General features: G+C 71.4%; 18 protein-coding genes and 2 pseudogenes. 12 read left to right on the top strand and 8 right to left on the bottom strand.

From position 1 onward, the window contains the following. Window positions 1-43: 43 nt before the first annotated feature. Entirely contained in the window at window positions 44-943 is a 900-nt protein-coding gene (locus ABZX30_RS27080; RefSeq protein ID WP_355937910.1) for a hypothetical protein, read from the bottom strand. Then, the gene (locus ABZX30_RS27075) at window positions 940-1,977 is read right to left on the bottom strand and encodes an SPFH domain-containing protein (protein ID WP_355937908.1); all 1,038 of its coding nucleotides are present in this window, start codon (window positions 1,975-1,977) and stop codon (window positions 940-942) included. Before ABZX30_RS27075 ends, ABZX30_RS27080 begins: the two co-directional genes overlap by 4 nt. Window positions 1,978-2,101: 124 nt before the next feature. Between ABZX30_RS27075 and ABZX30_RS27070 the strand changes: the two genes are divergently transcribed. Next, entirely contained in the window at window positions 2,102-3,325 is a 1,224-nt protein-coding gene (locus ABZX30_RS27070) for an arginine deiminase (protein ID WP_355937906.1), read from the top strand. Window positions 3,326-3,386: 61 nt separating this feature from the next. After that, complete coding sequence (gene argF, locus ABZX30_RS27065; protein ID WP_355937904.1) at window positions 3,387-4,394, top strand: ornithine carbamoyltransferase; 1,008 nt, start codon at window positions 3,387-3,389, stop codon at window positions 4,392-4,394. 16 nt (window positions 4,395-4,410) lie between these two features. Here the strand turns inward: argF and ABZX30_RS27060 are convergent, their stop codons facing one another. Next, entirely contained in the window at window positions 4,411-4,863 is a 453-nt protein-coding gene (locus tag ABZX30_RS27060) for an ATP-binding protein (protein WP_355937902.1), read from the bottom strand. Window positions 4,864-5,183: 320 nt separating this feature from the next. On the opposite strand from ABZX30_RS27060, the gene ABZX30_RS27055 reads away from it, so the two are divergent. Both ABZX30_RS27055 and ABZX30_RS27050 read left to right on the top strand, forming a co-directional pair. Beyond that, complete coding sequence (locus ABZX30_RS27055; RefSeq protein WP_355937900.1) at window positions 5,184-6,011, top strand: enoyl-CoA hydratase family protein; 828 nt, start codon at window positions 5,184-5,186, stop codon at window positions 6,009-6,011. A 65-nt stretch (window positions 6,012-6,076) separates the two neighbouring features. Further along, window positions 6,077-8,359, top strand: a pseudogene (locus ABZX30_RS27050) (bifunctional salicylyl-CoA 5-hydroxylase/oxidoreductase). Here ABZX30_RS27050 and ABZX30_RS27045 read toward each other — a convergent pair. From ABZX30_RS27045 to ABZX30_RS27035, 3 genes are all read right to left on the bottom strand, one after another. Then, complete coding sequence (locus ABZX30_RS27045; RefSeq protein WP_355937898.1) at window positions 8,343-8,549, bottom strand: hypothetical protein; 207 nt, start codon at window positions 8,547-8,549, stop codon at window positions 8,343-8,345. The pseudogene ABZX30_RS27050 and the gene ABZX30_RS27045 sit on opposite strands and share 17 nt — an antisense overlap. Before the next feature lie 114 nt (window positions 8,550-8,663). Beyond that, window positions 8,664-9,476 (bottom strand): PaaX family transcriptional regulator C-terminal domain-containing protein, encoded by an 813-nt coding sequence (locus ABZX30_RS27040; RefSeq protein WP_355937896.1) that lies wholly within the window; start codon window positions 9,474-9,476, stop codon window positions 8,664-8,666. A 15-nt stretch (window positions 9,477-9,491) separates the two neighbouring features. Then, complete coding sequence (locus ABZX30_RS27035; RefSeq protein WP_355937894.1) at window positions 9,492-11,108, bottom strand: AMP-binding protein; 1,617 nt, start codon at window positions 11,106-11,108, stop codon at window positions 9,492-9,494. 138 nt (window positions 11,109-11,246) lie between these two features. Between ABZX30_RS27035 and ABZX30_RS27030 the strand changes: the two genes are divergently transcribed. The 3 genes from ABZX30_RS27030 (at window position 11,247) to ABZX30_RS27020 (ending at window position 13,334) form a co-directional block, all read left to right on the top strand. Continuing rightward, complete coding sequence (locus ABZX30_RS27030) at window positions 11,247-12,374, top strand: acyl-CoA dehydrogenase family protein (RefSeq protein WP_355937892.1); 1,128 nt, start codon at window positions 11,247-11,249, stop codon at window positions 12,372-12,374. Continuing rightward, window positions 12,371-12,769 carry a RidA family protein gene (locus ABZX30_RS27025; protein WP_355937890.1) on the top strand — a complete coding sequence of 133 codons (399 nt, stop codon included), beginning with the start codon at window positions 12,371-12,373 and terminating at the stop codon, window positions 12,767-12,769. The genes ABZX30_RS27030 and ABZX30_RS27025 overlap by 4 nt, the downstream gene beginning before the upstream one ends. A gap of 130 nt (window positions 12,770-12,899) precedes the next feature. Next, complete coding sequence (locus tag ABZX30_RS27020) at window positions 12,900-13,334, top strand: DUF6299 family protein (protein ID WP_355937888.1); 435 nt, start codon at window positions 12,900-12,902, stop codon at window positions 13,332-13,334. Between the two features lie 11 nt (window positions 13,335-13,345). Here the strand turns inward: ABZX30_RS27020 and ABZX30_RS27015 are convergent, their stop codons facing one another. Both ABZX30_RS27015 and ABZX30_RS27010 read right to left on the bottom strand, forming a co-directional pair. Then, window positions 13,346-14,368, bottom strand: coding sequence for an MASE1 domain-containing protein (locus ABZX30_RS27015; RefSeq protein WP_355937887.1), 1,023 nt, complete (start codon window positions 14,366-14,368; stop codon window positions 13,346-13,348). Next, window positions 14,365-15,747 carry a GAF domain-containing SpoIIE family protein phosphatase gene (locus tag ABZX30_RS27010; RefSeq protein ID WP_355937885.1) on the bottom strand — a complete coding sequence of 461 codons (1,383 nt, stop codon included), beginning with the start codon at window positions 15,745-15,747 and terminating at the stop codon, window positions 14,365-14,367. The genes ABZX30_RS27015 and ABZX30_RS27010 overlap by 4 nt, the downstream gene beginning before the upstream one ends. A gap of 191 nt (window positions 15,748-15,938) precedes the next feature. Between ABZX30_RS27010 and ABZX30_RS27005 the strand changes: the two genes are divergently transcribed. From ABZX30_RS27005 to ABZX30_RS26985, 5 genes and pseudogenes are all read left to right on the top strand, one after another. Continuing rightward, the gene (locus tag ABZX30_RS27005) at window positions 15,939-16,529 is read left to right on the top strand and encodes a helix-turn-helix domain-containing protein (RefSeq protein ID WP_355937883.1); all 591 of its coding nucleotides are present in this window, start codon (window positions 15,939-15,941) and stop codon (window positions 16,527-16,529) included. A gap of 334 nt (window positions 16,530-16,863) precedes the next feature. Further along, window positions 16,864-17,052, top strand: a pseudogene (locus ABZX30_RS27000) (Scr1 family TA system antitoxin-like transcriptional regulator); the annotation flags it as partial. Window positions 17,053-17,063: 11 nt separating this feature from the next. Then, the gene (locus ABZX30_RS26995; RefSeq protein ID WP_355937881.1) at window positions 17,064-17,258 is read left to right on the top strand and encodes a DUF397 domain-containing protein; all 195 of its coding nucleotides are present in this window, start codon (window positions 17,064-17,066) and stop codon (window positions 17,256-17,258) included. 1,593 nt (window positions 17,259-18,851) lie between these two features. Further along, window positions 18,852-19,061, top strand: a complete 210-nt coding sequence (locus ABZX30_RS26990) for an MbtH family protein (protein WP_355937879.1) — start codon at window positions 18,852-18,854, stop codon at window positions 19,059-19,061. A gap of 252 nt (window positions 19,062-19,313) precedes the next feature. Beyond that, window positions 19,314-22,906, top strand: a 3,593-nt coding sequence (locus tag ABZX30_RS26985) for an amino acid adenylation domain-containing protein (protein ID WP_355937878.1), incomplete at its 3' end; no start/stop codon positions are given.

Here is a 22,906-nt window from a genome sequence, read left to right as displayed (position 1 = left end):
CGGTGTTCGCAGCTGCCCCTGCACGGCCGTGTCAGGGCCGGTGTCAGCCCACCAGCCGCAGCCGCCGCTCGCAGACGCCGACCCGGACCGTCTGGCCCCAGGTGAGCTCCAGCGCGTCGCTCTCGATGCCGTCGCCGAACGCGATGAGACGGTCGGACTCGACGGTGACCGACAGGGCGGCGGACGCCCGGAGTTCCCCGGCGACCAGGGACGTCCCCGTGGCGGGGGAGGGCCAGGCCTCCCGGACGAACCACACCAGGCGGTCCTCGGCCGGCGCGGGCAGGGCGAGGCGGCTGCCCCGCTCCTGCCACACCGACCGCAGCCACCCGGTCGCCCCCGTCCCCGTGCCCACCAGCACCCCGGAGGAGGCCTGGGCCTCGACGACACCCCCGTCGCCGTCGAGGCCCAGGCGGTAGCGGGCCGTCTGGTGGCCGGCCGCCCCGAGGTAGATCTCGTTGAGCGCGACCAGCCGCTGGGTGTCGTCGGCGACGGCCTCGACCATCGTGAGCTCCTCGGCGCCGGTGCCGCGGGCCGGGACGCCCGGCAGCAGGGCCGCGGCGTCCTCGGGCCGGTGCCGCACCAGCACCCCCGGATTGCGGCCGGGGTCGGTGTCGATGCCCACCACCGGCTGGCCGGTGAGGTACTTGGCAGCGTTCGCCACCAGCCCGTCCTGGCCGACCACCACGACCACGTCCTCCGGAGCGAAGAGGAAGCGGTCCAGGTCGGCCCGCTCGACCGTGGTCTGGCGCCAGGTCAGCGGCACCGCCGAGGCGACCTCGGCCAGCGCCCGCCGGGTGCGCCGGTGGCGGTCGGCCACTTCCGCGACGTCCCGGCCCCGGGAGGAGAGGAAGAAGGCGGCCTGCCCGTGCGTGCCGTGCCGGGCCAGCAGTTCCTCGTACTCCGTGGTGCGGTGGACCAGCACGGCGCGCGGGGCGAGGCTCACGCCGGCTCCCCGGTCCCCAGCCTGGCGAGCAGGCCGGTCAGCACGTCCGGCGACACCGTCACGCTGTCGATCCGCGGCAGGTTCTCGGCCAGCCGGGTCCCCGTGAGGGCGTGCAGGGTCGCGACATCGACCTCCGCGTGCACCCGCAGCCAGGCCGCCTGGGCCTCGGCCCGTGCCGCGCCGACCTCCCGCGCGCCCTCGGCCTCCGCGCGGGCCAGCCGTACCGACCGCGCGGCCTCGGCCTCGGCGAGCTTCACCGTGCGCGCCGCCTCCGCCTGGGCCCGTACCGCGTCCGCCGCCGCGTGCTCCTCGGCCTCACGGCGGGTGTTGGTGCCACGCTGCTCGACCAGTTGCTCCTCGCGGCGGGCCAGTTCGATCTGGCTGGCGAGTTCGTTCTCGGCGATCGCCCGCTCCCGCTCGACGGCCACCGCCCGCCGTTCGTAGGTCGCCCGGTCGGCCTCCTGCTGGATCTGCTCGCGCGCCGGTGTCCGCAGGGCCCGCTCCACCTCCGGCTCGGGCCGCAGCGCCACCACCCGGACGGCGACGACCTCGATGCCGGTCGCCGGGAGCCGCGGCTCCGCGCCCAGGCCCGCCGCGATCCTCTCGCGCACCGCCGTCACGCCGTCGACGAGGGCGGCCGCCAGCGGGGTGCGGGCCAGCACGTCCAGGGCGTGCTGCTGGGCCGTCTCGGTCAGCAGGGTGCCCAGCTGCTCCAGCGGGGCGCCCCGCCACACGCCGGTGTCCGGGTCTATGGAGAAGTCGAGCCGGGCGGCGGCCACGGCCGGGTCGCTGATCCGGTAGGTCACCGTCGCCTGCACCGCCACGTCCTGGAAGTCGGCGGTGCGGGCGTGGAAGGTCATCGCCAGTTCCCGGTCGTCCACCGGCACCTCGGACAGCGCGGCGGTCAGCGAGCGGTACCAGAAGCTGAGCCCCGGGCCGTCGTGCACGAGCGTGCCCGAGCGGTGGTGCCGGATGTGCGCCGTCGGGGCGCCGCGCAGGTGGCGCCAGCCCAGGCGCCGGGTGATGTCGGCCATCGGACCCCCTCATTCCTTTTCGTCATGGAGACGATAATCGGTCGGCCCACTTGTCGTCAATAGGACGAGAACAAGAAACCGCGATGCGAGGGCTAAACGAGAAGGCGGTGGCCAGGATGGAGGCATGGGATTCCACGTCGACTCCGAGGCCGGGCGGCTGCGCCGCGTCATCCTGCACCGGCCGGATCTGGAGCTCAAAAGGCTCACCCCCAGCAACAAGGACGCCCTCCTCTTCGACGACGTCCTCTGGGTGCGCCGGGCGCGCGCCGAGCACGACGGGTTCGCCGACGTGCTGCGCGACCGCGGCGTCACCGTCCATCTCTTCGGCGACCTGCTGGCCGAGACCCTGGATGTCCCCGAGGCCAGATCGCTCGTCCTGGACCGGGTCTTCGACGAGAAGGAGTACGGCCCCCTCGCCACCGACCACCTGCGCGCCGCGTTCGAGACGCTGCCCGCGTCCGAGCTGGCCGAGGCGCTGATCGGCGGCATGACCAAACGGGAGTTCCTCGAGGCGCACACGGAGCCGACCTCCGTCCGCTTCCACGTGATGGAGCTGGACGACTTCCTGCTCGGCCCCCTGCCCAACCACCTGTTCACCCGGGACACCTCCGCCTGGATCTACGACGGGGTCGCCATCAACGCCATGCGGCTGCCCGCCCGGCAGCGCGAGACCGTGCACTTCGAGGCGATCTACCGGCACCACCCGCTGTTCCGCGACGAGACGTTCCGCGTCTGGTCCCGGGGGCAGTCCGACTACCCGTCCACCATCGAGGGCGGCGACGTCCTGGTGATCGGCAACGGCGCGGTCCTCGTCGGGATGAGCGAGCGCACCACCCCGCAGGCCGTGGAGATGCTCGCGCACAAGCTGTTCGCGGCCGGCTCGGCGAGCACGATCGTGGCCCTGGACATGCCCAAGCGGCGCGCCTTCATGCACCTCGACACCGTGATGACCATGGTGGACGGCGACACGTTCACCCAGTACGCCGGCCTCGGCATGCTCCGCTCGTACACCATCGAGCCGGGCGCCGGGGACAGGGAACTCAAGGTCACCGACCATCCGGCCGAGCACATGCACCGCGCGATCGCCGCCGCGCTGGGGCTGAGCGAGATCCGGGTGCTCACCGCCACCCAGGACGTGCACGCGGCCGAGCGGGAGCAGTGGGACGACGGCTGCAACGTCCTCGCCGTCGAGCCCGGGGTCGTCGTCGCCTACGAGCGCAACGCCACCACCAACACCCACCTGCGCAAGCAGGGCATCGAGGTGATCGAGATCCCGGGCAGCGAGCTGGGGCGGGGCAGGGGCGGGCCGCGCTGCATGAGCTGCCCCGTCGAACGCATGGCTGTATAGAAATGTGGAATGTCGTATAGACTTCCAGTGTCCTGTTCCCGTCCCCCTCCGGAGCGCCCCCATGGCGACAGTCCCGACCGCCCTCGCCGGCCGCCACTTCCTCAAGGAGCTGGACTTCACCGAGGAGGAGTTCCGCGGTCTGGTCGAGCTGGCCGCCGAGCTGAAGGCCGCCAAGAAGGCGGGAACCGAGACGCGGTACCTGAGCGGGAAGAACATCGCGCTGATCTTCGAGAAGACCTCGACGCGCACCCGCTGCGCCTTCGAGGTGGCCGCCGCCGACCAGGGCGCCACCACGACGTACCTCGACCCCTCCGGCTCGCAGATCGGGCACAAGGAGTCGGTGAAGGACACCGCCCGCGTGCTGGGCCGCATGTTCGATGCCATCGAGTACCGGGGCGACAGTCAGGCGAACGTCGAGGAACTCGCCGCGTACGCCTCGGTCCCCGTCTACAACGGCCTCACCGACGACTGGCACCCCACCCAGATGCTCGCCGACGTGCTCACCATGACCGAGCACTGCGCCAAGCCGCTCGACCGGATCGCCTTCGCCTACCTCGGTGACGCGCGCTTCAACATGGGCAACTCCTACCTGGTCACCGGCGCCCTGCTGGGCATGGACGTGCGGATCGTGGCGCCCGGGAAGTACTGGCCCGCGCAGGACGTCGTCGCTCACGCCCGCGAGCTCGCCGAGCGCAGCGGCGCCCGCATCACCCTCACCGAGCAGGTCGACGAGGGCGTCGCCGGCGCCGACTTCGTCGCCACCGACGTCTGGGTGTCCATGGGCGAACCCAAGGAGGTCTGGGCCGAGCGGATCGCCGCGCTGTCGCCGTACGCGGTGACCATGGACGTGCTGCGCGCCACCGGCAACCCGGACGTGAAGTTCCTGCACTGCCTGCCGGCCTTCCACGACCTCGGCACCAAGGCCGGCCGCGAGATCCACGAGACCTACGGCCTGGCCTCCCTGGAAGTGACGGACGAGGTCTTCGAGTCGGCGCACTCGGTCGTCTTCGACGAGGCCGAGAACCGGCTGCACACCATCAAGGCCGTCCTCGTCGCCACCCTGGCCTGATCCACCCCTTCCGGGGTCACGCGGGACGCCGCTGGGCGGGCAGCACGGGCAGCCTGAACCACACCGCCTTGCCCGCGCCGGTGGGCCGGTGCCCGCAGGCCGAGCTGAGGGCGCGGATCAGCAGCAGCCCGCGCCCGCCCTCCTGCCAGGGGTCGGGCGCCTCGACGACGGCCCGGGTGAGGTGGCCGGGCGGCGCCGGATCCGGGTCGTGCACCTCGACCCGGCAGCCGGTGGGCGCGATCTCCACCACCAGTTCGATCGGACCGGTGCCCGCGGCGTGTTCCACGGCGTTGGCCACCAGCTCCGCCGTGAGCAGCTCCGCGGTGTCGCAGTCGGCCGCGTGCTCCTGCTCGGCCAGCGCCGTACGGACCAGCGCGCGGGCCACGGGCACCGCGGCGGCGGTGTGCGGCAGCGCGACGCGCCAGGAGGCGGGGGCTGAGGGGCGTTCGTACAAGGCGGGTCCGTTCATGGCGCAGGTGGTCCTGCTTTCAACCGTATGCATGGTACGGGGCCCGGCCGCAGACTCCCTCGACGGGCACCGCAGGGAGCCTTCGGCCCCCGGTACCAGGCGGCTTACCCAGGCCGGTGCCCGGCCTCCCGCGCCGAGTCGCGCTGTTACCGGAGTGTCGACTTCCTGTGACCGCTGTGACCGGATGTGATCGGACGCGGGCCCGCCGGGCCGCCCGACTCTGTCGCGTGCTCCTGACGACAGTCACAAACGAGTGATAACTTCGTGGGACAGAGCCAGCATGCGTCACGTGGCACCGCCGCCCCGGGAGGCCGCACGTCATGAGTCCCTTCACCGGCTCCGCCGCCCGCACCGCCCACTGGGAGCACCTGCGCGTCGCGCGCGCGGACGGGGTCGCCACCGTCACCCTGGCCCGCCCCGACAAGCTCAACGCCCTCACCTTCGGCGCCTACGCCGACCTGCGCGACCTGCTCGCCGAGCTGTCCCGCGAACGGTCGGTCCGGGCCCTGCTGCTGGCCGGCGAGGGCCGCGGGTTCTGCTCCGGCGGCGACGTCGACGAGATCATCGGCGCCACCCTCGCCATGGACACCGCCCAGCTGCTCGACTTCAACCGGATGACCGGGCAGGTCGTGCGGGCCGTACGGGAGTGCCCCTTCCCGGTGGTCGCGGCCGTGCACGGGGTGGCGGCGGGCGCGGGAGCCGTGCTCGCCCTCGCCGCCGACTTCCGGGTCGCCGACCCGTCGGCCCGCTTCGCCTTCCTCTTCACCCGGGTCGGTCTGTCCGGCGGAGACATGGGCGCGGCCTACCTGCTGCCGCGGGTCGTCGGCCTCGGCCACGCCACCCGCCTGCTGATGCTGGGCGAGCCCGTGCGGGCACCCGAGGCCGAGCGGATCGGCCTGATCAGCCAGCTGACCGCGGAGGGCCACGCGGACGAGGCGGCGCTGGCCCTCGCCCGCCGCCTCGCCGGCGGCCCGGCCCTGGCCCACGCGCAGACCAAGGCCCTGCTCACGGCCGAACTGGACATGCCCCTGGCGGCGGCGGTCGAGCTGGACGCCTCCACCCAGGCACTCCTGATGAACGGCGAGGACTACGCGGAGTTCCACGCGGCGTTCACCGAGAAGAGGCCGCCGACATGGCAAGGGCGGTGACCGTGCCGTCCCCGGGGGCGCGGGGAACCGCGCGACGAGCCGCCACGGACCCGCGGCCGCCCGCGATGACCGGCCCTCCCCGGCGCATCGCGGTCATCGGCGGCGGCCCCGGCGGCCTCTACGCGGCAGCCCTCCTCAAACGCCTGGACCCCGCCCGCGAGATAACCCTCTGGGAACGCAACGCCCCCGACGACACCTTCGGCTTCGGAGTCGTCCTCTCCGACGAGACCCTCGGAGGTATCGAGCACGCCGACCCCGTCGTCCACCAAGCCCTCCGGCAGGAGTTCGTCCGCTGGGACGACATCGACATCGTCCACCGCACCACCCGCCAGACCTCCGGAGGGCACGGCTTCGCCGCCCTGGGCAGAAAACGCCTCCTGGAGATCCTGCACCAGCGGTGCCGCGACCTCGGCGTGGAGCTGCGCTTTCGCAGCGAAGCCCCCTGTCCGGCCCGGCTCTCCGAGGTGTACGACCTCGTCGTCGCCGCCGACGGCGTGCACAGCGCCACCCGCGAGGCCTACGCCCATGTGTTCCGGCCCCGGGTGGCCACGCACCGCTGCCGTTACCTGTGGCTCGCCGCCGACTTCGCGTTCGACGCCTTCCGCTTCGAGATCGCCGAGACCGAGCACGGCGTGATGCAGCTGCACGGCTATCCGTACGCGGCCGACGCCTCCACCGTGATCGTGGAGATGCGCGAGGAGGTGTGGCGGGCCGCCGGTCTCGCGGAGGCGGACGAGCAGCGGTCCGTCGAGCGCTGCGCCGAGCTCTTCGCCGGCGCACTCGGCGGCCGCCCGCTGCGTTCCGACAACTCGGCCTGGACCACCTTCCGCACGGTCGTCAACGACCGCTGGTCCTGCGGCAACGTCGTCCTCCTCGGCGACGCCGCCCACACCGCCCACTTCTCCATCGGCTCCGGCACCAAGCTCGCCGTCGAGGACGCCCTCGCGCTCGCCGCCTGCCTGACGGAGCGGCCCACGACGGCCGAGGCGCTGGCCGCGTACGAGGCGGAGCGCAGGCCCGTCGTCGCCTCCACCCAGCGCGCCGCCCGGGCCAGCCTCCAATGGTTCGAGAACCTGTCGCTGTACCTCGGCCAGCCGCCCCGCCAGTTCGCCTTCAACCTGCTCACCCGCAGCCGCCGGGTCACCCACGACAACCTGCGGCTGCGCGACGCCCGCTTCACCGGGGCCGTGGAGCGCGAGTTCGGCTGCCCGCCCGGCACGCCCCCGATGTTCACCCCGTTCCGGCTGCGCGGCCTGACCCTGCGCAACCGGGTCGTCGTCTCACCCATGGACATGTACTCGGCCAGGGACGGCGTCCCCGGCGACTTCCACCTCGTCCACCTCGGCTCCCGGGCCCTCGGCGGAGCCGGGCTGGTGATGAGCGAGATGGTGTGCGTGAGCGAGGAGGGCCGGATCACCCCCGGCTGCACGGGCCTGTACACCGGCAGGCAGACCGAGGCCTGGCGGCGGATCACCGACTTCGTGCACGCGCAGGCCCCGGGCACCGCGATCGGCGTGCAGCTCGGCCACTGTGGCCGCAAGGGCTCCACCCGGCTGATGTGGGAGGGCATCGACGAACCGCTGCCCGACGGCAACTGGCCGCTCGTGGCGGCCTCCCCACTGCCGTACGCACCGGGCAGCCAGCCCCCGCGCGAGCTCTCCCGCGCCCAGCTGACCGACATCCGCGAGCAGTTCGCGGCCGCCGCCTGCCGGGCCGCCCGCGCCGGTTTCGACCTGCTCGAACTGCACTGCGCGCACGGCTATCTGCTCTCCGGCTTCCTCTCCCCGCTGACCAACCGGCGCGAGGACGCCTAAGGCGGCCCGCTGGAGCGGCGGCTGCGCTTCCCGCTGGAGGTGTTCGACGCGGTACGCGGGGTGTGGCCGCAGGAGAGGCCCATGACCGTGCGGATCTCCGCCACCGACTGGGCGGAGGGCGGCACCACCGCCGAGGACGCCGTCGAGATCGCCCGCGCCTTCGCCGCGCACGGCGCCGACGCGATCGACGTCTCGACCGGGCAGGTGGTCGCCGAGGAGCGGCCGGAGTACGGGCGGTCGTACCAGACACCGTTCGCGGACCGCATCCGGAACTCGGTGGGCGTCCCGGTGATCGCGGTCGGCGCGATCTCCTCCTGGGACGACGTCAACTCGCTGATCCTGGCGGGCCGCACGGACCTGTGCGCGCTGGCCCGCCCGCACCTGTACGACCCGCACTGGACGCTGCACGCGGCCGCGGAACAGGGGTACGAGGGGCCCGGCGTCCGGTGGCCCGCACCGTACCGGGCGGGCAGCAGACCGCCGCAGACCGGACGCACGGACGCCCCCAGGCCCCGGCTCACCCTGCGGAGCTGACCTCCGCCCGGCCCACGGTGGGCCTGGGACCGTCCGCCGGGCCGGTCAGGACGAACGCGCCCGCGCTGCGGGAGACCGCGTGGTCACCCGGGGCCGGCGCGGTGTCGGCGTACGGCGCGATCACCGGGACCAGGGACAGCATGCCGTTGCGCGCCGGCACCGCGGACCGCACGTCCCGCTCGCCGCTCACCTCGGCCGGGGCGGCGACGTGCCCCTCCAGGCCGGGCGTCCCGCTCTTCTCGTGCCCGGCCCGGCCCGGTCCGGACCGCGTCGCGGCTGTTGGCGGCGCGTGGTGTGGCAGGTGTCACACTCCGGCGAAGACCGCCCCGGCGTCCCTGAGCCGCTCGTGCAGCCCCCGGAACACCCCCGCCGACCGCGCCCCCGGCCAGTCGGCGGGCAGCAGCCGGGCGGGCAGGCCGGGGTCGGTGTAGGGCAGGTGGCGCCAGGAGTCGAGGGCGAGCAGGTAGTCGTGGTACGCCTCCTCGGCAGGGGTGTCCGAGCGCCGCTCCCAGGCCCGCAGTACGGGTGCGTGCACATCGAGGAACGCCTCGTGCGCCTTGGCGATCGCCGCCAGGTCCCACCAGCGGGCGACCGCCTCCACGGTGGGCGCGAAGCCCAGGTGCTCGCCGCGGAAGAAGTCGACGTAGGCGTCGAGCCCGAGGCGCTGCAGGGTGTGCCGGGTCTCCTCGTGCAGCCGCGCCGGTGCGATCCACACCCCGGGCGCCGCCGTGCCGAAGCCCAGGCCGGCCAGCCGGGAGCGCAGCACGTGCCGCTTCTGCCGCTCCGACTCCGGCACCGAGAACACCGCGAGCACCCAGCCCTCGTCCTCGGGGGCCGCCGTGGCGTAGACGCGCCGGTCGCCGTCGTCCAGCAGCTGCACGGCCTCGGGCGAGAGCTCGTACCCGGCCGCGCCCCCGGCGGTGCGGGCCGGCAGCAGCAGCCCGCGCCGTTTCAGGCGCGACACCGACGAGCGCACGGAGGGCGCGTCCACGCCGACCGCGGCCAGCAGTCTGATCAGCTCGGCGACGGGCACCGGGCCGGGCATGGAGCGGCCGTACGCGCCGTAGAGCGTGACGATGAGGGACCGGGGGGCGTGCTGCTCGGACACGTTGATCATTTTAGGTCTTCGGTATCACTGCTGGTCACCTTCGGGCAGGTCACCTCCGGTACGCAGCCGGAAGCGCTGGAGCTTGCCGGTGGCGGTGCGCGGCAGCGCGCCCGGGAAGAGGAACTCGCGCGGGCACTTGTACGGCGCCAGCTCGGACCGGACGAAGGCCCGCAGCGCCTCCGCGTCCCGCGCCGCGCCCTCCCGCAGCACGGCGTGCGCCACCACGATCTGTCCGCGCGCCTCGTCCGGCCGTCCGACGACCGCCGCCTCCAGCACGTCCGGGTGGCGCAGCAGCGCGTCCTCCACCTCCGGGCCGGCGATGTTGTAACCGGCGGAAATGATCATGTCGTCGGCGCGGGCCACGTAGCGCAGGTATCCGTCGCCCTCCCGGACGTAACGGTCACCGGTGAGGTTCCAGCCGTCGCGCACGTACTCCCGTTGCCGCGGGTCGGCGAGGTAGCGGCAGCCGACCGGTCCGCGCACCGCCAGCAGGCCGGGCTCGCCGTCGGGCACGGGGTCGCCGTGCTCGTCCTGCACCCGCGCCTGCCAGCCCGGTACCGGCAGACCGGTCGTCCCGGGCCGGATGTGCTCGTCGGCGGCCGACACGAAGATGTGCAGCAGTTCGGTGGCGCCGATGCCGTTGATGACGCGCAGACCGGTGCGCTCGTGCCAGGCCCGCCAGGTGGCGGCGGGCAGGTTCTCGCCGGCGGAGACGCAGCGCCGCAGGGAGGACAGGTCGTGGCCGTCCGGCTTGCCGGGTTCCTCGAGCATCGCCCGGTACGCGGTCGGCGCGGTGAACAGCACCGACACCCGGTGCGCGGCGATCGCGGGCAGCAGCTGCCTGGGCCCGGCCTGTTCGAGCAGCAGGGAGCTGGCCCCGGCCCGCATCGGGAAGACGACCAGCCCGCCCAGCCCGAAGGTGAAACCCAGCGGGGGACTGCCGGTGAAGACGTCGTCCGCCCGGGGCCTGAGCACATGTCCGGAGAAGGTGTCGGCGATCGCGAGCACGTCCCGGTGGAAGTGCATGCACCCCTTGGGGCGGCCGGTGGTGCCGGAGGTGAACGCGATCAGCGCCACGTCGTCGCACGCGGTGTCCACCGCCCGGTACGGCGTCCCCGGCGTCGCGCGGCGCAGCAGGTCGTCCGGGGCGTCCCCGCCGTACGTCGTGATCCGCAGGCCCGGTATCCCGGCCTTCACCAGGTCGTCCACGGCCCGGACGTCGCACAGGGCGTGCCCCACCCGGGCGATCGTGCACATCGTCACCAGCTCGTGCGGCCGCTGCTGGGCCAGCACGGTGACCGCGACCGCGCCCGCCTTCAGCACCGCCAGCCAGCACGCGGCGAGCCACGGCGTGGTCGGGCCGCGCAGCAGGACGCGGTTGCCCGGGACCACCCCGAGGTCGCGGGTGAGGACGTGGGCCACGTGGTCGACGCGGGCGCGCAGGTCGCCGTACGTCCACGACGGGCCCGAGGGGGTGTGGAACACCGGGCGGCCGGGGTCGGTGTGGTCCAGCAGCTCGGCCGCGCAGTTCAGCCGGTCGGGATAGCGCAGCTCCGGCAGGTCGAAGCACAGCTCGGGCCATTCGCCGGGCGGCGGGAGGTGGTCGCGCGCGAAGGTGTCGACGTGGGCGGAGACGTGCATGGCGGTTCGCCCCCTTGCCGGACTGGCGCTGATGGTGGGCTCGCGCAAGCGAGCGTATCGTCTTGGTGACGACAGTCAAGCTTGCGCGATACCGTCGGGGGAGCAGCGAGGGGAGAAAGGGAGAGGGGACCGGTCGCGTTGTCCGCATTCTCACTCGAACCGGAGCAGACGGCGTGGTGTGCCGAACTGCGCGCACTGGCCGCCGAACGGCTGCGCCCGCTCGCCGGCAAGGGCGAGCCCGGCCGCGTCAACCGCCCGCTCGTCGCCGAACTCGGCCGCCTCGGCCTGCTGGCCCGGCTGTTCTCCTCCGGCGCGCTCGACCTGTGCCTGATGCGCGAGTCGCTCGCCCGGCTCTGCACCGAGGCCGAGACCGCCCTCGCCCTCCAGGGCCTGGGCGCCCACCCCGTCCACGCCCACGGCACCCCGGCCCAACGCGAGCACTGGCTGCCCCGCGTCGCCGACGGCAGCGCGGTGGCCGCGTTCGCCCTGAGCGAGCCGGGCGCGGGCTCGGACGCGGCGGCCCTGTCCCTCACGGCCCGGCCCGACGGCCCCGGCCGCTGGCGGCTCACCGGAGAGAAGTGCTGGATCTCCAACGCGCCCGAAGCCGACCTCTACACCGTGTTCGCGCGCACCACCCCCGCCGCGGGCGCCCGCGGCGTGACCGCCTTCCTGGTGCCCGCCGACCGCCCCGGACTGACCGGCGCCGCGCTGGAGATGCTCTCCCCGCACCCCATCGGCAGCCTGGACTTCGACGCCGTACCCGTCACCGCCGACGACGTCCTCGGCGAGCCGGACCGCGGCTTCCGGGTGGCCATGGGCACCCTCAACCTGTTCCGGCCCAGCGTCGGCGCCTTCGCGGTCGGCATGGCGCAGGCGGCGCTGGACGCCACCCTCGCCCACACCGCCCGCCGCGACGCCTTCGGCGGCAAGCTGAGCGACCTCCAGTCCGTCGCCCACCGGGTCGCGGAGATGGCGCTGCGCACGGACGCGGCACGGCTGATGGTGTACGCGGCGGCGACGGCGTACGACACCGGCGCCCCGGACGTCCCCAAGCGCTCGGCGATGGCGAAGCTGCTCGCCACCGAGACCGCCCAGTACGTCGTCGACGCGGCCGTCCAGCTGCACGGCGCCCGCGCCCTGCGCCGCGGCCACCTCCTCGAACACCTCTACCGGGAGGTGCGCGCCCCGCGCGTCTACGAGGGCGCCAGCGAGGTGCAGCGCGGGATCATCGCCAAGGAGCTGTACGCCCGTCCGGAGGCCCGATGACCGTCGAGCGCGTCAACCCGCCCGAGCTCTCCTTGCCCACCGGTTTCTCCCACGCGGTCGTCGCCACCGGCGGCCGGCTCGTCTTCCTCGCCGGCCAGACCGCCCTCGACCCCGACGGCCGGATCCTCGGCGACACCCTCCCCGCACAGTTCGAGCAGGCCCTCGGCAACCTCCTCACCGCGTTGGGCGCGGCCGGCGGCACCCCCGACCGCCTCGCCCGCGTCACCGTCTACACCACGGACGCCGCCGCCTACCGCCGCCACGCGCCCGAACTGGGACGCCTCTGGCGGAGGCTGGCCGGCCGCGACTACCCCGCGATGGCCGTCGTGGAGGTCGTACGGCTGTGGGACGACCGGGCGATGGTGGAACTGGACGGCTTCGCCGTGCTGCCGTGAGCCGTCAGGGGCGTTCCCCTCCGGCGGGGCGCGCCACCGATGGGGTGACGGTCACGCCCGGACCCACCAGTGGCGCGCGCCGGCGGGTACCAGTGGAAGCATCCCCACCCCACGATCCGGGAGGCCCCTCGTGCTCGTCCGCCCCGTCCTCGCCGCGGCCGCCGGCGCCGCCGCGCTGCTGCTCACCGGTGCCGCCGCCCACGCTGCCCCCGACCCGAAGGACACCGTCACGGTCGACCGGACCGGCCGCCTCACCGCCGACGGCACCGTCACCCTCTCCGGCACCTACCGCTGCACACCCCACTCGGCCGCGGTCTTCGTCGGCTCCACCGTCGGCCGGAGTGCCTCGTCCGTCCGGTACGGCATCGCCGGCAGCACCGCCCACTGCGACGGCGCCGAGCACCGCTGGGAGAACTCCGGCCGGATCCCCCGGGACGCGGTCGTGTCCGGCGCCACCCATGTCGAGGCGACCCTCATGGAACTGCGCTTCCAGAGTTACCTGCCGGTGCCGCGCCTGCACGCCGTCGGACAGCGGGACGTGGTGCTCGTCCCCGTCCAGCACTGACGGGGGCGCGGTCACGGCGGTCTTCCGGTCCGTCTCCCGCGCTCGTCCTCCTCGTCCTGGTCGCTCGCGCTGTCGGGGAACGGCAGCAGGCGACCACCCTCGGCGATCTTGGCCACCATGTCGGCGAGATGCCCGCAGGCCCGGGCGATCTCCCGCTGGGACTGGTCGCGCTCGCTGACGGCCGCCGAGAGGACCAGGGCGGTCAGCGCCGCGGAACCGTTGAACGCCTGGAGGGAGATCATGTCGGTGAGCACGTCGTGACCGGCGAACGGACCCGTCTGCCGGACCGCGGCGAAGGCCGCGAAGGCCGACACGACCAGGGCGCAGGGCGCGGCCCCGGCCAGCTGGAAGCGGACGGCGGCCCAGACCAGCAGCGGGAAGCCGAGGAACAGCAGGGGTGTGCTGCCGGTCTCGGCGAATCCGACGCCGACCGTGGCCGCGACGAGCAGCAGTCCCTCCACCCAACGGGCCCGTGGAGCCCCTCTGGGCCACCGTGCCGAGCGGAGGACGAGCAGGACCGGTGTCACCACCAGGACGCCCATCGCGTCGCCGGTCCACCAGACCCACCAGGTCGGCCAGAACCGGTCCGCGCCCAGTGCCCCGGTGAGGGCCAGGGTCCCGCTGCCCGTGGTCGCGCTGATCAGCATCCCCGCGAACGCGCCGAGAAAGATCAGTGCGAGCGCGTCCCGCAGCCGGTCCAGTTCGACGCGGAACCCCGTGCGGCGCAGCAGGGCGTACGAGCAGCAGGGGGCGAGGGTGTTGCCCGCCGCGATCACGAGCACGGCCGGGACCGAGGGCCCGAGGGAGAGGTTGGCGAGGAGCGCGCCGATCGTGATCCCGGGCCATACCCGTGGCCCGCGCAGGAGCAGGCCCGCCAGGGCGATACCGGTCGGCGGCCACAGCGGGGTGACCTGGCCGCGCACCAGCTGCTGCATCAGGCCGAGCCGGGCCGAGCCGTAGTAGAGGGCGGCGACGACGCAGACGTCCAGGGCGGCCGCGCCACCGTGTCGGAGCCGTTCCCGCGCGACAGTCATCGGGCGTCCTCCGCCTCGGCAGTGGCCCGGGGTCCGTCGTACGCCCGGCCCGCCGGGGCGCGCAGGGCCAGGACGGCCATGTCGTCGTGACCGTCGCTCGGGTGGTGGTCGGCCAGTGCCTGGACGAACTCCTGGAGGGGGAGAGCGGCGTACGTGGTGGCCAGGTCGGTGAGCTCGTCCAGGCTCTCGTCGATGGGCCGCTCGGGATGCTCGATCAGCCCGTCCGTGAAGAAGACCACGGTGGAGCCCGGGGGCACGAAGCGCGTGTGGTCGGGGCGGGACTGTCCGCAGTCGACCCCGAGCGGCAGACCGGGCTCGGCGAACAGGTATTCCGCCCGGCGGCCGGGAGCGATCAGCAGCGGGGGCACGTGGCCCGCGCTGCTCCAGTTCAGGTGCCACCCCGGCCCGGCCGGTTCCATGCGGGCCAGGGCCGTGGTGGTGACGGGGTGGTTCGTGATGGCCTGCAGCGTGCGGTCGAGCTGGGCGAGGACCGCGCCGGGCGGGCCGCCCCGTTCGAACAGCAGGGCGCGCAGCATGTTGCGGGTGGAGGCCATGGCGGCGGCGGCCTTCAGATCGTGGCCCACCACGTCACCGATGACGACCGCCACGACGCCGCCGGGCAGCGGAATGGCGTCGTACCAGTCCCCGCCGAGCCGGCTGGGCTCGGCGGCGGGCCGGTAGATGGCGGCGGCGGTGAAGGGCCGCAGGTCGGGCAGGGTCGGCAGCAGGAGCCGCTGGAACTGCTCGGCCCCGACGCGCACCTGTTCGAACAGGCGGACGTTCTCGATCGCGATACCGGCGGCGCCGGCCAGGGCGAGGACGACGTTCTCGTCGTGGGCGTCGAAGGGCCGTCCGTCGCGCCGCTCGGAGAGGTAGAGGTCACCGTAGATCTCGCCGCGGACGGTGATGGCGACGCCGAGCAGACTGCGCATGCGCGGGTGGCCGGGCGGGAATCCGGCGGACGACGGATGGCCCGGGATGTTCTCCACCCGCAGGGGCTCGGGATGGTGGATCAGGTGGCCGAGGACTCCCCGTCCGAGCGGGAAGTCGGTCCCGGCGAGATCGCCGTACTCCTTCTCGGACAGGCCGGCGACGATGAACTGCTCCAGGCGGTCCCCGGACTCGTCGAGGACGCCCAGCGCCCCGTAGTGGGCGCCCACCAGTTCCATGGCGGTGGTCACGATGCGGTGCAGCACCGCCGGCAGCTCGACCTCGCGACTGATGGCCACCACCGCGTCCAGCAGGCCCTGGAGCCGGTCCATGGCGTCCAGCAGGCCGCGCATCTGGTCGTCGATGCGGCCCAGCTCGGCGCGCAGGCGTGAGTGCAGGTTGGGAAGCCGAGGCTGCTGCGGTCGGTCCCCGTCCGCGGTTCCTGCCATCCGTCGGCCTCCTCCCTGAAGAACAGGATGGCATATGTCCATAAAAGGGATGTCTCCGGCGGGTGCGACGACCGTCGTCCGGGTCGCCGGCGCGCACTCTGGCATCATGCTTCAACTGGAACCGGGTTCCGGTAGAAGTGGGGCGGAACGCTGTTCCGCCCCATGGCGCGGCAGGCGAAGGGAGCGGTGGGGTGGTCGACGGCGACGAAGGTGCGGGGCGGGCGGCCCGGCCCAAGCGGGCGGATGCCCGCCGCAACGAGAGGACTCTGCTCGACGCGGCCGCCGCGGTCTTCGTCACCTCGGGCGTGGACGCGCCGGTACGCGACATCGCAGCCAGGGCCGGCGTCGGAACGGGCACGATCTACCGCCACTTCCCGACCCGGGCGGATCTCATCATCGCCGTCTACCGCCATCAGGTGGAGGCCTGCGCCGAGGCCGGCCCGGAGCTGCTGGGGGCTGGCACGACCCCGTACGCCGCACTGCGCCAGTGGATCGACCTCTTCGTCGACTTCCTGGTCACCAAGCACGGACTCGCCGCCGTGCTGCAGTCCGGCGACGCCGGTTCCGACACGCTGCACGCCTACTTCCTCGACCGGCTCCTGCCGGTGTGCACCGAACTGCTCGACGCCGCGGCCGCCTCCGGCGAGATCCGGTCCGACACGACGGCCTACGAACTCATGCGCGGCGTCGGCAACCTCTGCATCGGCGCGGACAGCGACCCCCGCTACGACGCACGGCGGCTGGTCGACCTCCTCGTCGCGGGACTGCGCCGGCCGCGTTGACCCCGCGGGTGAGGGTGGCGCCCGAAGAGGTGAAAGGTGATGTGCGCACCCTTTGCGCAGGTTTTGCCGCAGTGCTGGTTCGGTCATGGCTGTCCATGCCATGCCCCCTCGTCTCCGGGTAGGAGAAGTGACCGCCGCGGCGCGGGATGCCATCACGGCCAAGCTGGAACGTTCGTTTGACACCATGGACGCCCACCACGACGGCTACCTGGACGGGACGGACTACCAGCAGCTCGCCGACCGCTACATCCAGGCCTACCGGCTCGACAAGGGCGACCGCCGGGCCCGGGCGCTCCTGACCTTCTGCCAGATCTACTGGCTGGAACTGCTGCGTCACGCCGGCGTGGCCGGTGACACCTTGATCGAGACCAGGGCGGGACAGCGCATCGCGTACGCGGAGGTTCAGAAGAGCAGCTCCCTCTCCACCGAGCGGACACCCGTTCGTGAGCTCGAAGCCCGGTGTGGGACCATCCGGGCCCAGGCTCTCACTCCACGAGAGTCGATGGCCTTCGTCGAGGGGTAGCTGGGAGAGCTATGAGGGTCGCAACGCAACTGAGTCGGGTGAAGAGCACCTACAGCAGCGGCGAGGGTGGCCAGTGCGTCGAGGTGGCCACCGGCGCCCACACCGTTCACGTACGGGACTCCAAGGACACCACCCGTCCCGGCCTCGCCGTCGCCCCGGGGAGCTGGACGGCGTTCGTCGGGTACGCCGTCGAGCGGACCGGCTGAGTCCGACCCGGCCGCCGGGACCGAGAGGTGCCGCCGCGCCCCGTCCGACCCGCTGCATCTCAGGTCGGACGGGGCGACGCGGCAGCCGCCTGTCAGATGTCCCGGAAGAGACCAGTGAACGCGGTGACCTGCCGCGATGAGTGGCGTGTGGTCGCTGAACTGCGCGAATGACCTTTCGGCTCTTTCACGCTCGTGCCGCTTGATGGGGCCGGAAGTCCCAGAAGAGTCCCAGGGGACTCCCACTACTGATGGGTGCCTTTCGGCTCTGTACGGCAGTACGGGCAGTCGAGCGGCCTCGTTTCCAGCGAGGGTGGTGGAGCCTGGATGCCGAGTGACTGGCGCTCGGCCGATGCCTTGCGGGATGGTGGGGTCCTGATGATCGACGACGACTCTGCGGTCGCTGGTGGCAGCGAGCCGGCAGTGCCCGCCAGCCCTCGGACGCCCTACAGCGAGAGGCCCGTCGCGCGGGCCCGGCGGGCGAAGGCTCAAGAGCTGATCGAGCGGCTCGTCGCCGAGGGCCGCGTTCGGATCATCGACCCTGATGACGACGAGGTCGCGGAGTGGCGGCGCGTCGTCAACTACGCGAAACGGCACGGCCTGGAACCAGCGGGCAAGCGCATTGAGAAGGTTCCGTACGGTGGGCCGGGGCTGGAGCTGTTCCTTGCGGATGGCCCGCATCCCAACGCGCGGAGTCAACGGCCGAAGGAAGGCGGGGATCCGGTTCCCGTTCCCTCACGACTGGGGAACCTCCATCCGATCGTGACCGCGCTCAAAGACGACGAGCGCCGACTCGTCATGCCTTCTGTGCTCCGCCGAAGGTCGCTTCTTCTGCTGCAGGGACTGTCGGCTGAGGCGGTCCGGCGAGGGTGTCAGGCAGGAGTTCCCGCAGTCCTTGGATCCCGACCGCTCCTCTCGCCTCGTCGTGGAGCTCGCTTATGGCCTGACCGACCGGCCCGGCCGCCGGCGAGATCGGAAGACCCGGACGCTCGAAGAGGCCCTGGACGCGGTGCACGGCATGGGAACATCGTATTGGCGAGCTTAACGGCGTTGTAGACGAGCCGACTCTGAGTCAGACCCGGCGCTGGTTGGAGTGGGCAAGGGGGCGTACGTGAGGTCGATCGACCCCTTGAGTGAGCTGCCGAAGACTGCACCCGCCCCACGACGCTCCTGACCGGCGCCGACACCGGAACTACAGCTGCCGTGACGGATGGTGGTCCGGCAGGGTGAAGTGCGCCTGGTGCTTCTTGGCCTGCGGCCGGATCGGTCCCCTTGATGACATCGTGCTACCTGCCGCGAACAGGCACTGATGCAGTGGCCGTAGCTCCCTCTGTTGAGCCGGATAGTATCTATAAGTGCAGTACGGATGGTAGTTGTTCGTTGCTGTGTGCCTGTTGAAACCGGTGCCTGCATCGGGGGCCGGCAATCAGCGGAGATTCCGTCTGCGCCCCAGGGTTGTTCAACTGGTGCCACATCGCAGTTGAACAACGGAAGTGCTGATCGCCGACGATTGATCAGCCATGTGGGCCTGGTTGATAGTGATTCGGGGCTGGCCGGTGGCTGCCCGATTTCACTCACCCCAGAAGGGACGGCGTGGTGACTAATCCGTTCGATGACCCCGATGCCAACTACCTGGTCCTGGTCAACGACGAGGGGCAGCACTCGCTCTGGCCCGTCTTCGTCGATGTACCCGATGGCTGGAAGATCGTGTTCGGAGAGGCCGGACGACAGGACTGCCTCGACTACATCCAGAAGTCCTGGACCGACATGCGGCCCAAGAGCCTGATCGAGGCCATGGGAAAGTAAGGCTTCTCTTGCCTCGGTCGGCCCTGTTTCGGTCGGCCGAGGCAACGAGGCAACGATGACCCCTGTGGCGTGATTCCAGGCCGCCGTGGGCGGGTCCCGAAATGCCAGCAACCGAGGCGCAGTTTCAAGTCAGGGAAGTTGGGCGTAATTCGACCTGCCTGGACGGCGGCCCACCCCGGCTTTCCGGTAGGCGAGTTGGAAACTTTGGGGTGGATGGGAATGGCTGTTTACAAAGGTGAGACCCAGAACTTGATGGCCGGCCAGCTCGGTATCTGGCAGGCACAGCAACTCGCACCTGAGAGCCCGGTCTACAACATCGCCGAATACCTGGAGATATTCGGTGAGCTGAACGTCGAACTCTTTGTGGAGTCCCTGCGGCGCACCGTGGGTGAAGCGGATGGCCTCCGTCTGAGTTTCCACCTGGATGACGGCGTCCCGAAGCAGTGCGTCACCGATGCGCGGGATTATCCGATCCATTTCCTCGATGTCAGCTCCGAGCCCGATCCGCGAGCGGCCGCCGAGTCCTGGATGCGCGACGACTTCCACACGGCATCCATTCTGACCGATGGCTACCTGTTCGCCTTTGCCGTCTTCAAGCTCGCCGAGGACCGCTTCTTCTGGTATGTGCGCTACCACCACCTGATCGCGGATGGCGGAGCCGCCAGGATACTTGCGAACCGGGTAGCCGACATCTACGCGGCGCTTTTGACCGGCGCGGAGAGCGATGCCGGTGCCCTGGATTCGTTGTCCGTGCTGCTGGAGTCGGATGCCGCTTACAGGGACTCGGCAGAGTTCGGTCATGACCGAGAGTATTGGCTCGGGGTTCTGGCAGACCTGTCCGAGCAATCCGGATCGGGCGGACGTGGAGTGCGCCGGCTCTCGGACAGAGTGCTACAGCACAAGGGCGCCATCGACGCCGATGAGTCCACCGAACTCAGGGCAGCGGCCCGGAAACTGAGGACCAACCTCGCCGGACTGATGATCGCTGCCGCCGCGATATATCGACACCGTGTCGCCGGCGAGCGGGATGTCACCATCGGCCTTCCAGTCAGTGGCCGAGCGGGGCGTCAGGAGCTTGGAGTTCCTGGCATGACCTCCAACAACATCCCGATTCGGCTCCGGATCGCTCGGGAGACGTCCATTGCGGATCTCGTACGGCAGACCAACAAGTCAGTCCGTGAGGGGCTGCGGCGCCAGCGCTACCGCTACGAGGACACTCTTAGGGACCTGAGGCTTGTTCACGGCGACTCGCTGTGCAGTCTGCACATCAACGTCATGCCTTTCGATTACCCGGAGGCATTCGGCGACTGCGCCATCGTCTCCCACATCCTCGGCACCGGGCCGACAGACAATACGCGGATCGATGTCTACGACAGGTCCGGCGAACCGAGTATTCAGCTCTGGGTCAATGCGAACAGTGACCTCCACGACGCGGAGTCGACGCAGGAAACGTCCAAACGCTTTCTGAGCATCGTGAAATGGCTGGTGACAGCCTCACCTGCAGACACCGTCGGCCATGCGAACCTGTTGGACGAAGACGAGCGCCATCGCGTTCTCACGGCGTGGAACGACACGGCAGTCGACGTCGCGGAGACCACGATCCCCGAGGTGTTCTCCGGCTGGGTGGCGCGGACGCCGGACGCGGTGGCGGTGGAGTCCGATGGAATTCAGCTGTCGTACGCGGATCTGGACATGCGGGCGAATCGGCTGGCAAACCATCTTTCCACCCTGGGAGTGGGAACGGAGTCGGTGGTCGCCGTGGCGATGGAGCGCGGTGTCGAGCTCATCGTGGCGCTGCTTGCGGTCTGGAAGGCAGGGGCGGCGTACCTGCCAATCGACCCCGGGTATCCGGCGGAACGGATTGCGGCCATGCTGGCTGACAGCCGGGCCATGGTGCTGCTGAGCGAGGAGGACATCCTTGACGACCTTCCGCTCAGGCGTGTCCTCGCGGTCGCTGTGGATTCTGCCGCGATGCGGGCCGCGCTCGAGGTCGCGCCTGCCACAACGCCCGAAACCGGCCTGGTCTCGAGCGGGTTGGCGTACGTGATCTACACCTCCGGTTCTACGGGGACACCGAAGGCCGTGATGCTGACGCATGCCGGCGCGGTGAATCTCGTGGCGGCGCAGGCTGAGCCGTGCGCGCTGGACCAGGGCAGCAAGGTGCTCCAGTTCGCATCGGCGAGCTTCGATGCGGCCACCTGGGAGCTGCTGATGGCCCTGTGCTCGGGCGCGCGCCTGATCGTGGCGCCGGCTGGGGAACTGCGGCCCGGCGGCGAACTGGCGGACGTTGTCGCCCGGCACGGCGTCACACATGTGCTGCTTCCGCCCACCGCGTTGGGGGTGCTGAGCTCGGACGATCTGACATCCGTGTCCACTCTCCTGTCCGGCGGAGAGGCACTCAGCGGGGAATTGGTGGCGCGTTGGGCGCCGGGCCGGCGCTTGATCAATGCCTATGGACCGACCGAAGTCACCGTGTGCTCGACGATGGCCGGCCCGCTGGAGCCGGGCGACGAGCCGACCATCGGTACGCCCAATGCCAACACACGGGTCTATGTGCTGGATGAGTCGCTGGCTCCGGTTCCGGAGGGAGTGATCGGCGAGCTGTACATCGCGGGTGCCGGAGTGGCTCGGGGATATCTGGGCCGCCCGGGGCTGAGCGCGCGGAAGTTCGTTGCCGATCCGTTTGCGGCGGACGGATCGCGGATGTATCAGACGGGCGACCTGGTCAGGTGGACTGCGAGCGGTCAGTTGGCGTTCGCGGGCAGGGTGGATGACCAGGTGAAGGTCCGTGGTTATCGGATCGAGTTGGGTGAGGTTCAGGCCGTTGTAGCCGCCCACCCGGAGGTTGCCCATGCCGTGGTGATCGTTCGTGAGGACACCCCTGGTGACAAGCGGCTGGTGGCATACGTGGTTGCCGTCGGGGCCAGTCGAGGCAGGAGTATGCCCGGCTCAGGGGGACACGAACTCCCCGGTGTGATACGTGACTTTGCGGCCGAACGGCTGCCTGGCTACATGGTGCCGTCCGCGATCGTCATGCTTGATGCCTTTCCGCTGACCGTCAGCGGAAAGGTCGACCGCAAGGCTCTCCCCGTACCCGAGTACACCAGCGGCGAACGCAGAGTCCCCACCACGGTGCGAGAAGAAATCCTGTGCTCTGCATTCGCCGAGATCCTCGGTGTGGAGAGCGTGGGGGTCGACGACAACTTCTTCCATCTCGGCGGGCATTCGCTGCTGGCCACCCGCCTTGTGAGCCGTATTCGGGCCCTGCTGGGCATCGAGGTGCAGATCGCCGATGTGTTCGAGGCCCCGACGGTTGCGGAACTTGCCGTGCTCTTGGCGGGTTCGGACCCGACCCGTCCCCCGTTGGTCAAGGTTGACCGCCCGGGCCGGATACCGCTGTCCTTTGCTCAGCGTCGGCTGTGGTTCATCGGACAGCTCGACGGCCCGAGTTCGACCTACAACGCGCCGCTTGTCCTGGGACTCACCGGACAGCTGGATCGCGAGGCACTCGAGACCGCGCTAGGCGATGTGTTCGAACGTCATGAGGCACTGCGCACCGTGTTCCCGGTCGAAGACGGAGAGCCCTATCAGAGGGTCCTCGACGTCGACGAACTGTCCCTGGACCTTCCGGTGATTGAGGTCACCAAAGCGGACGAGACATACGAGCGGCTCCAGGCCCTCGAGGATCTGCCGACTCCGACGGAGCAGCAGGCCGCCGACGGCCCGATGGAGCTGGCCACTGAAGTCGTCCGTGTGGCTGGTCATGCGTTCGACTTGTCGGTTGAGGTGCCGGTTCGGGCGTGGTTGTTCGCGGTGGGTGCGGATGAGCATGTGTTGGTGCTTGT

Source organism: Streptomyces sp. NPDC004542 (assembly GCF_040610035.1).
Taxonomy (GTDB): Bacteria; Actinomycetota; Actinomycetes; order Streptomycetales; family Streptomycetaceae; genus Streptomyces.
Note: the sequence above shows the minus strand (reverse complement) of the source record. Positions and strands in the feature narration are given on the sequence as shown.

Excerpts from the sequence above, each read along its gene's own strand:
- ABZX30_RS27075 (WP_355937908.1), bottom strand. The coding sequence starts at position 1,977 with ATGGCCGACATCACCCGGCGCCTGGGCTGGCGCCACCTGCGCGGCGCC.
- ABZX30_RS27070 (WP_355937906.1), top strand. The coding sequence starts at position 2,102 with ATGGGATTCCACGTCGACTCCGAGGCCGGGCGGCTGCGCCGCGTCATC.
- argF (WP_355937904.1), top strand. The coding sequence starts at position 3,387 with ATGGCGACAGTCCCGACCGCCCTCGCCGGCCGCCACTTCCTCAAGGAG.
- ABZX30_RS27060 (WP_355937902.1), bottom strand. The coding sequence starts at position 4,863 with ATGAACGGACCCGCCTTGTACGAACGCCCCTCAGCCCCCGCCTCCTGG.
- ABZX30_RS27055 (WP_355937900.1), top strand. The coding sequence starts at position 5,184 with ATGAGTCCCTTCACCGGCTCCGCCGCCCGCACCGCCCACTGGGAGCAC.
- ABZX30_RS27040 (WP_355937896.1), bottom strand. The coding sequence starts at position 9,476 with ATGATCAACGTGTCCGAGCAGCACGCCCCCCGGTCCCTCATCGTCACG.
- ABZX30_RS27035 (WP_355937894.1), bottom strand. The coding sequence starts at position 11,108 with ATGCACGTCTCCGCCCACGTCGACACCTTCGCGCGCGACCACCTCCCG.
- ABZX30_RS27025 (WP_355937890.1), top strand. The coding sequence starts at position 12,371 with ATGACCGTCGAGCGCGTCAACCCGCCCGAGCTCTCCTTGCCCACCGGT.
- ABZX30_RS27015 (WP_355937887.1), bottom strand. The coding sequence starts at position 14,368 with ATGACTGTCGCGCGGGAACGGCTCCGACACGGTGGCGCGGCCGCCCTG.
- ABZX30_RS27010 (WP_355937885.1), bottom strand. The coding sequence starts at position 15,747 with ATGGCAGGAACCGCGGACGGGGACCGACCGCAGCAGCCTCGGCTTCCC.
- ABZX30_RS26995 (WP_355937881.1), top strand. The coding sequence starts at position 17,064 with ATGAGGGTCGCAACGCAACTGAGTCGGGTGAAGAGCACCTACAGCAGC.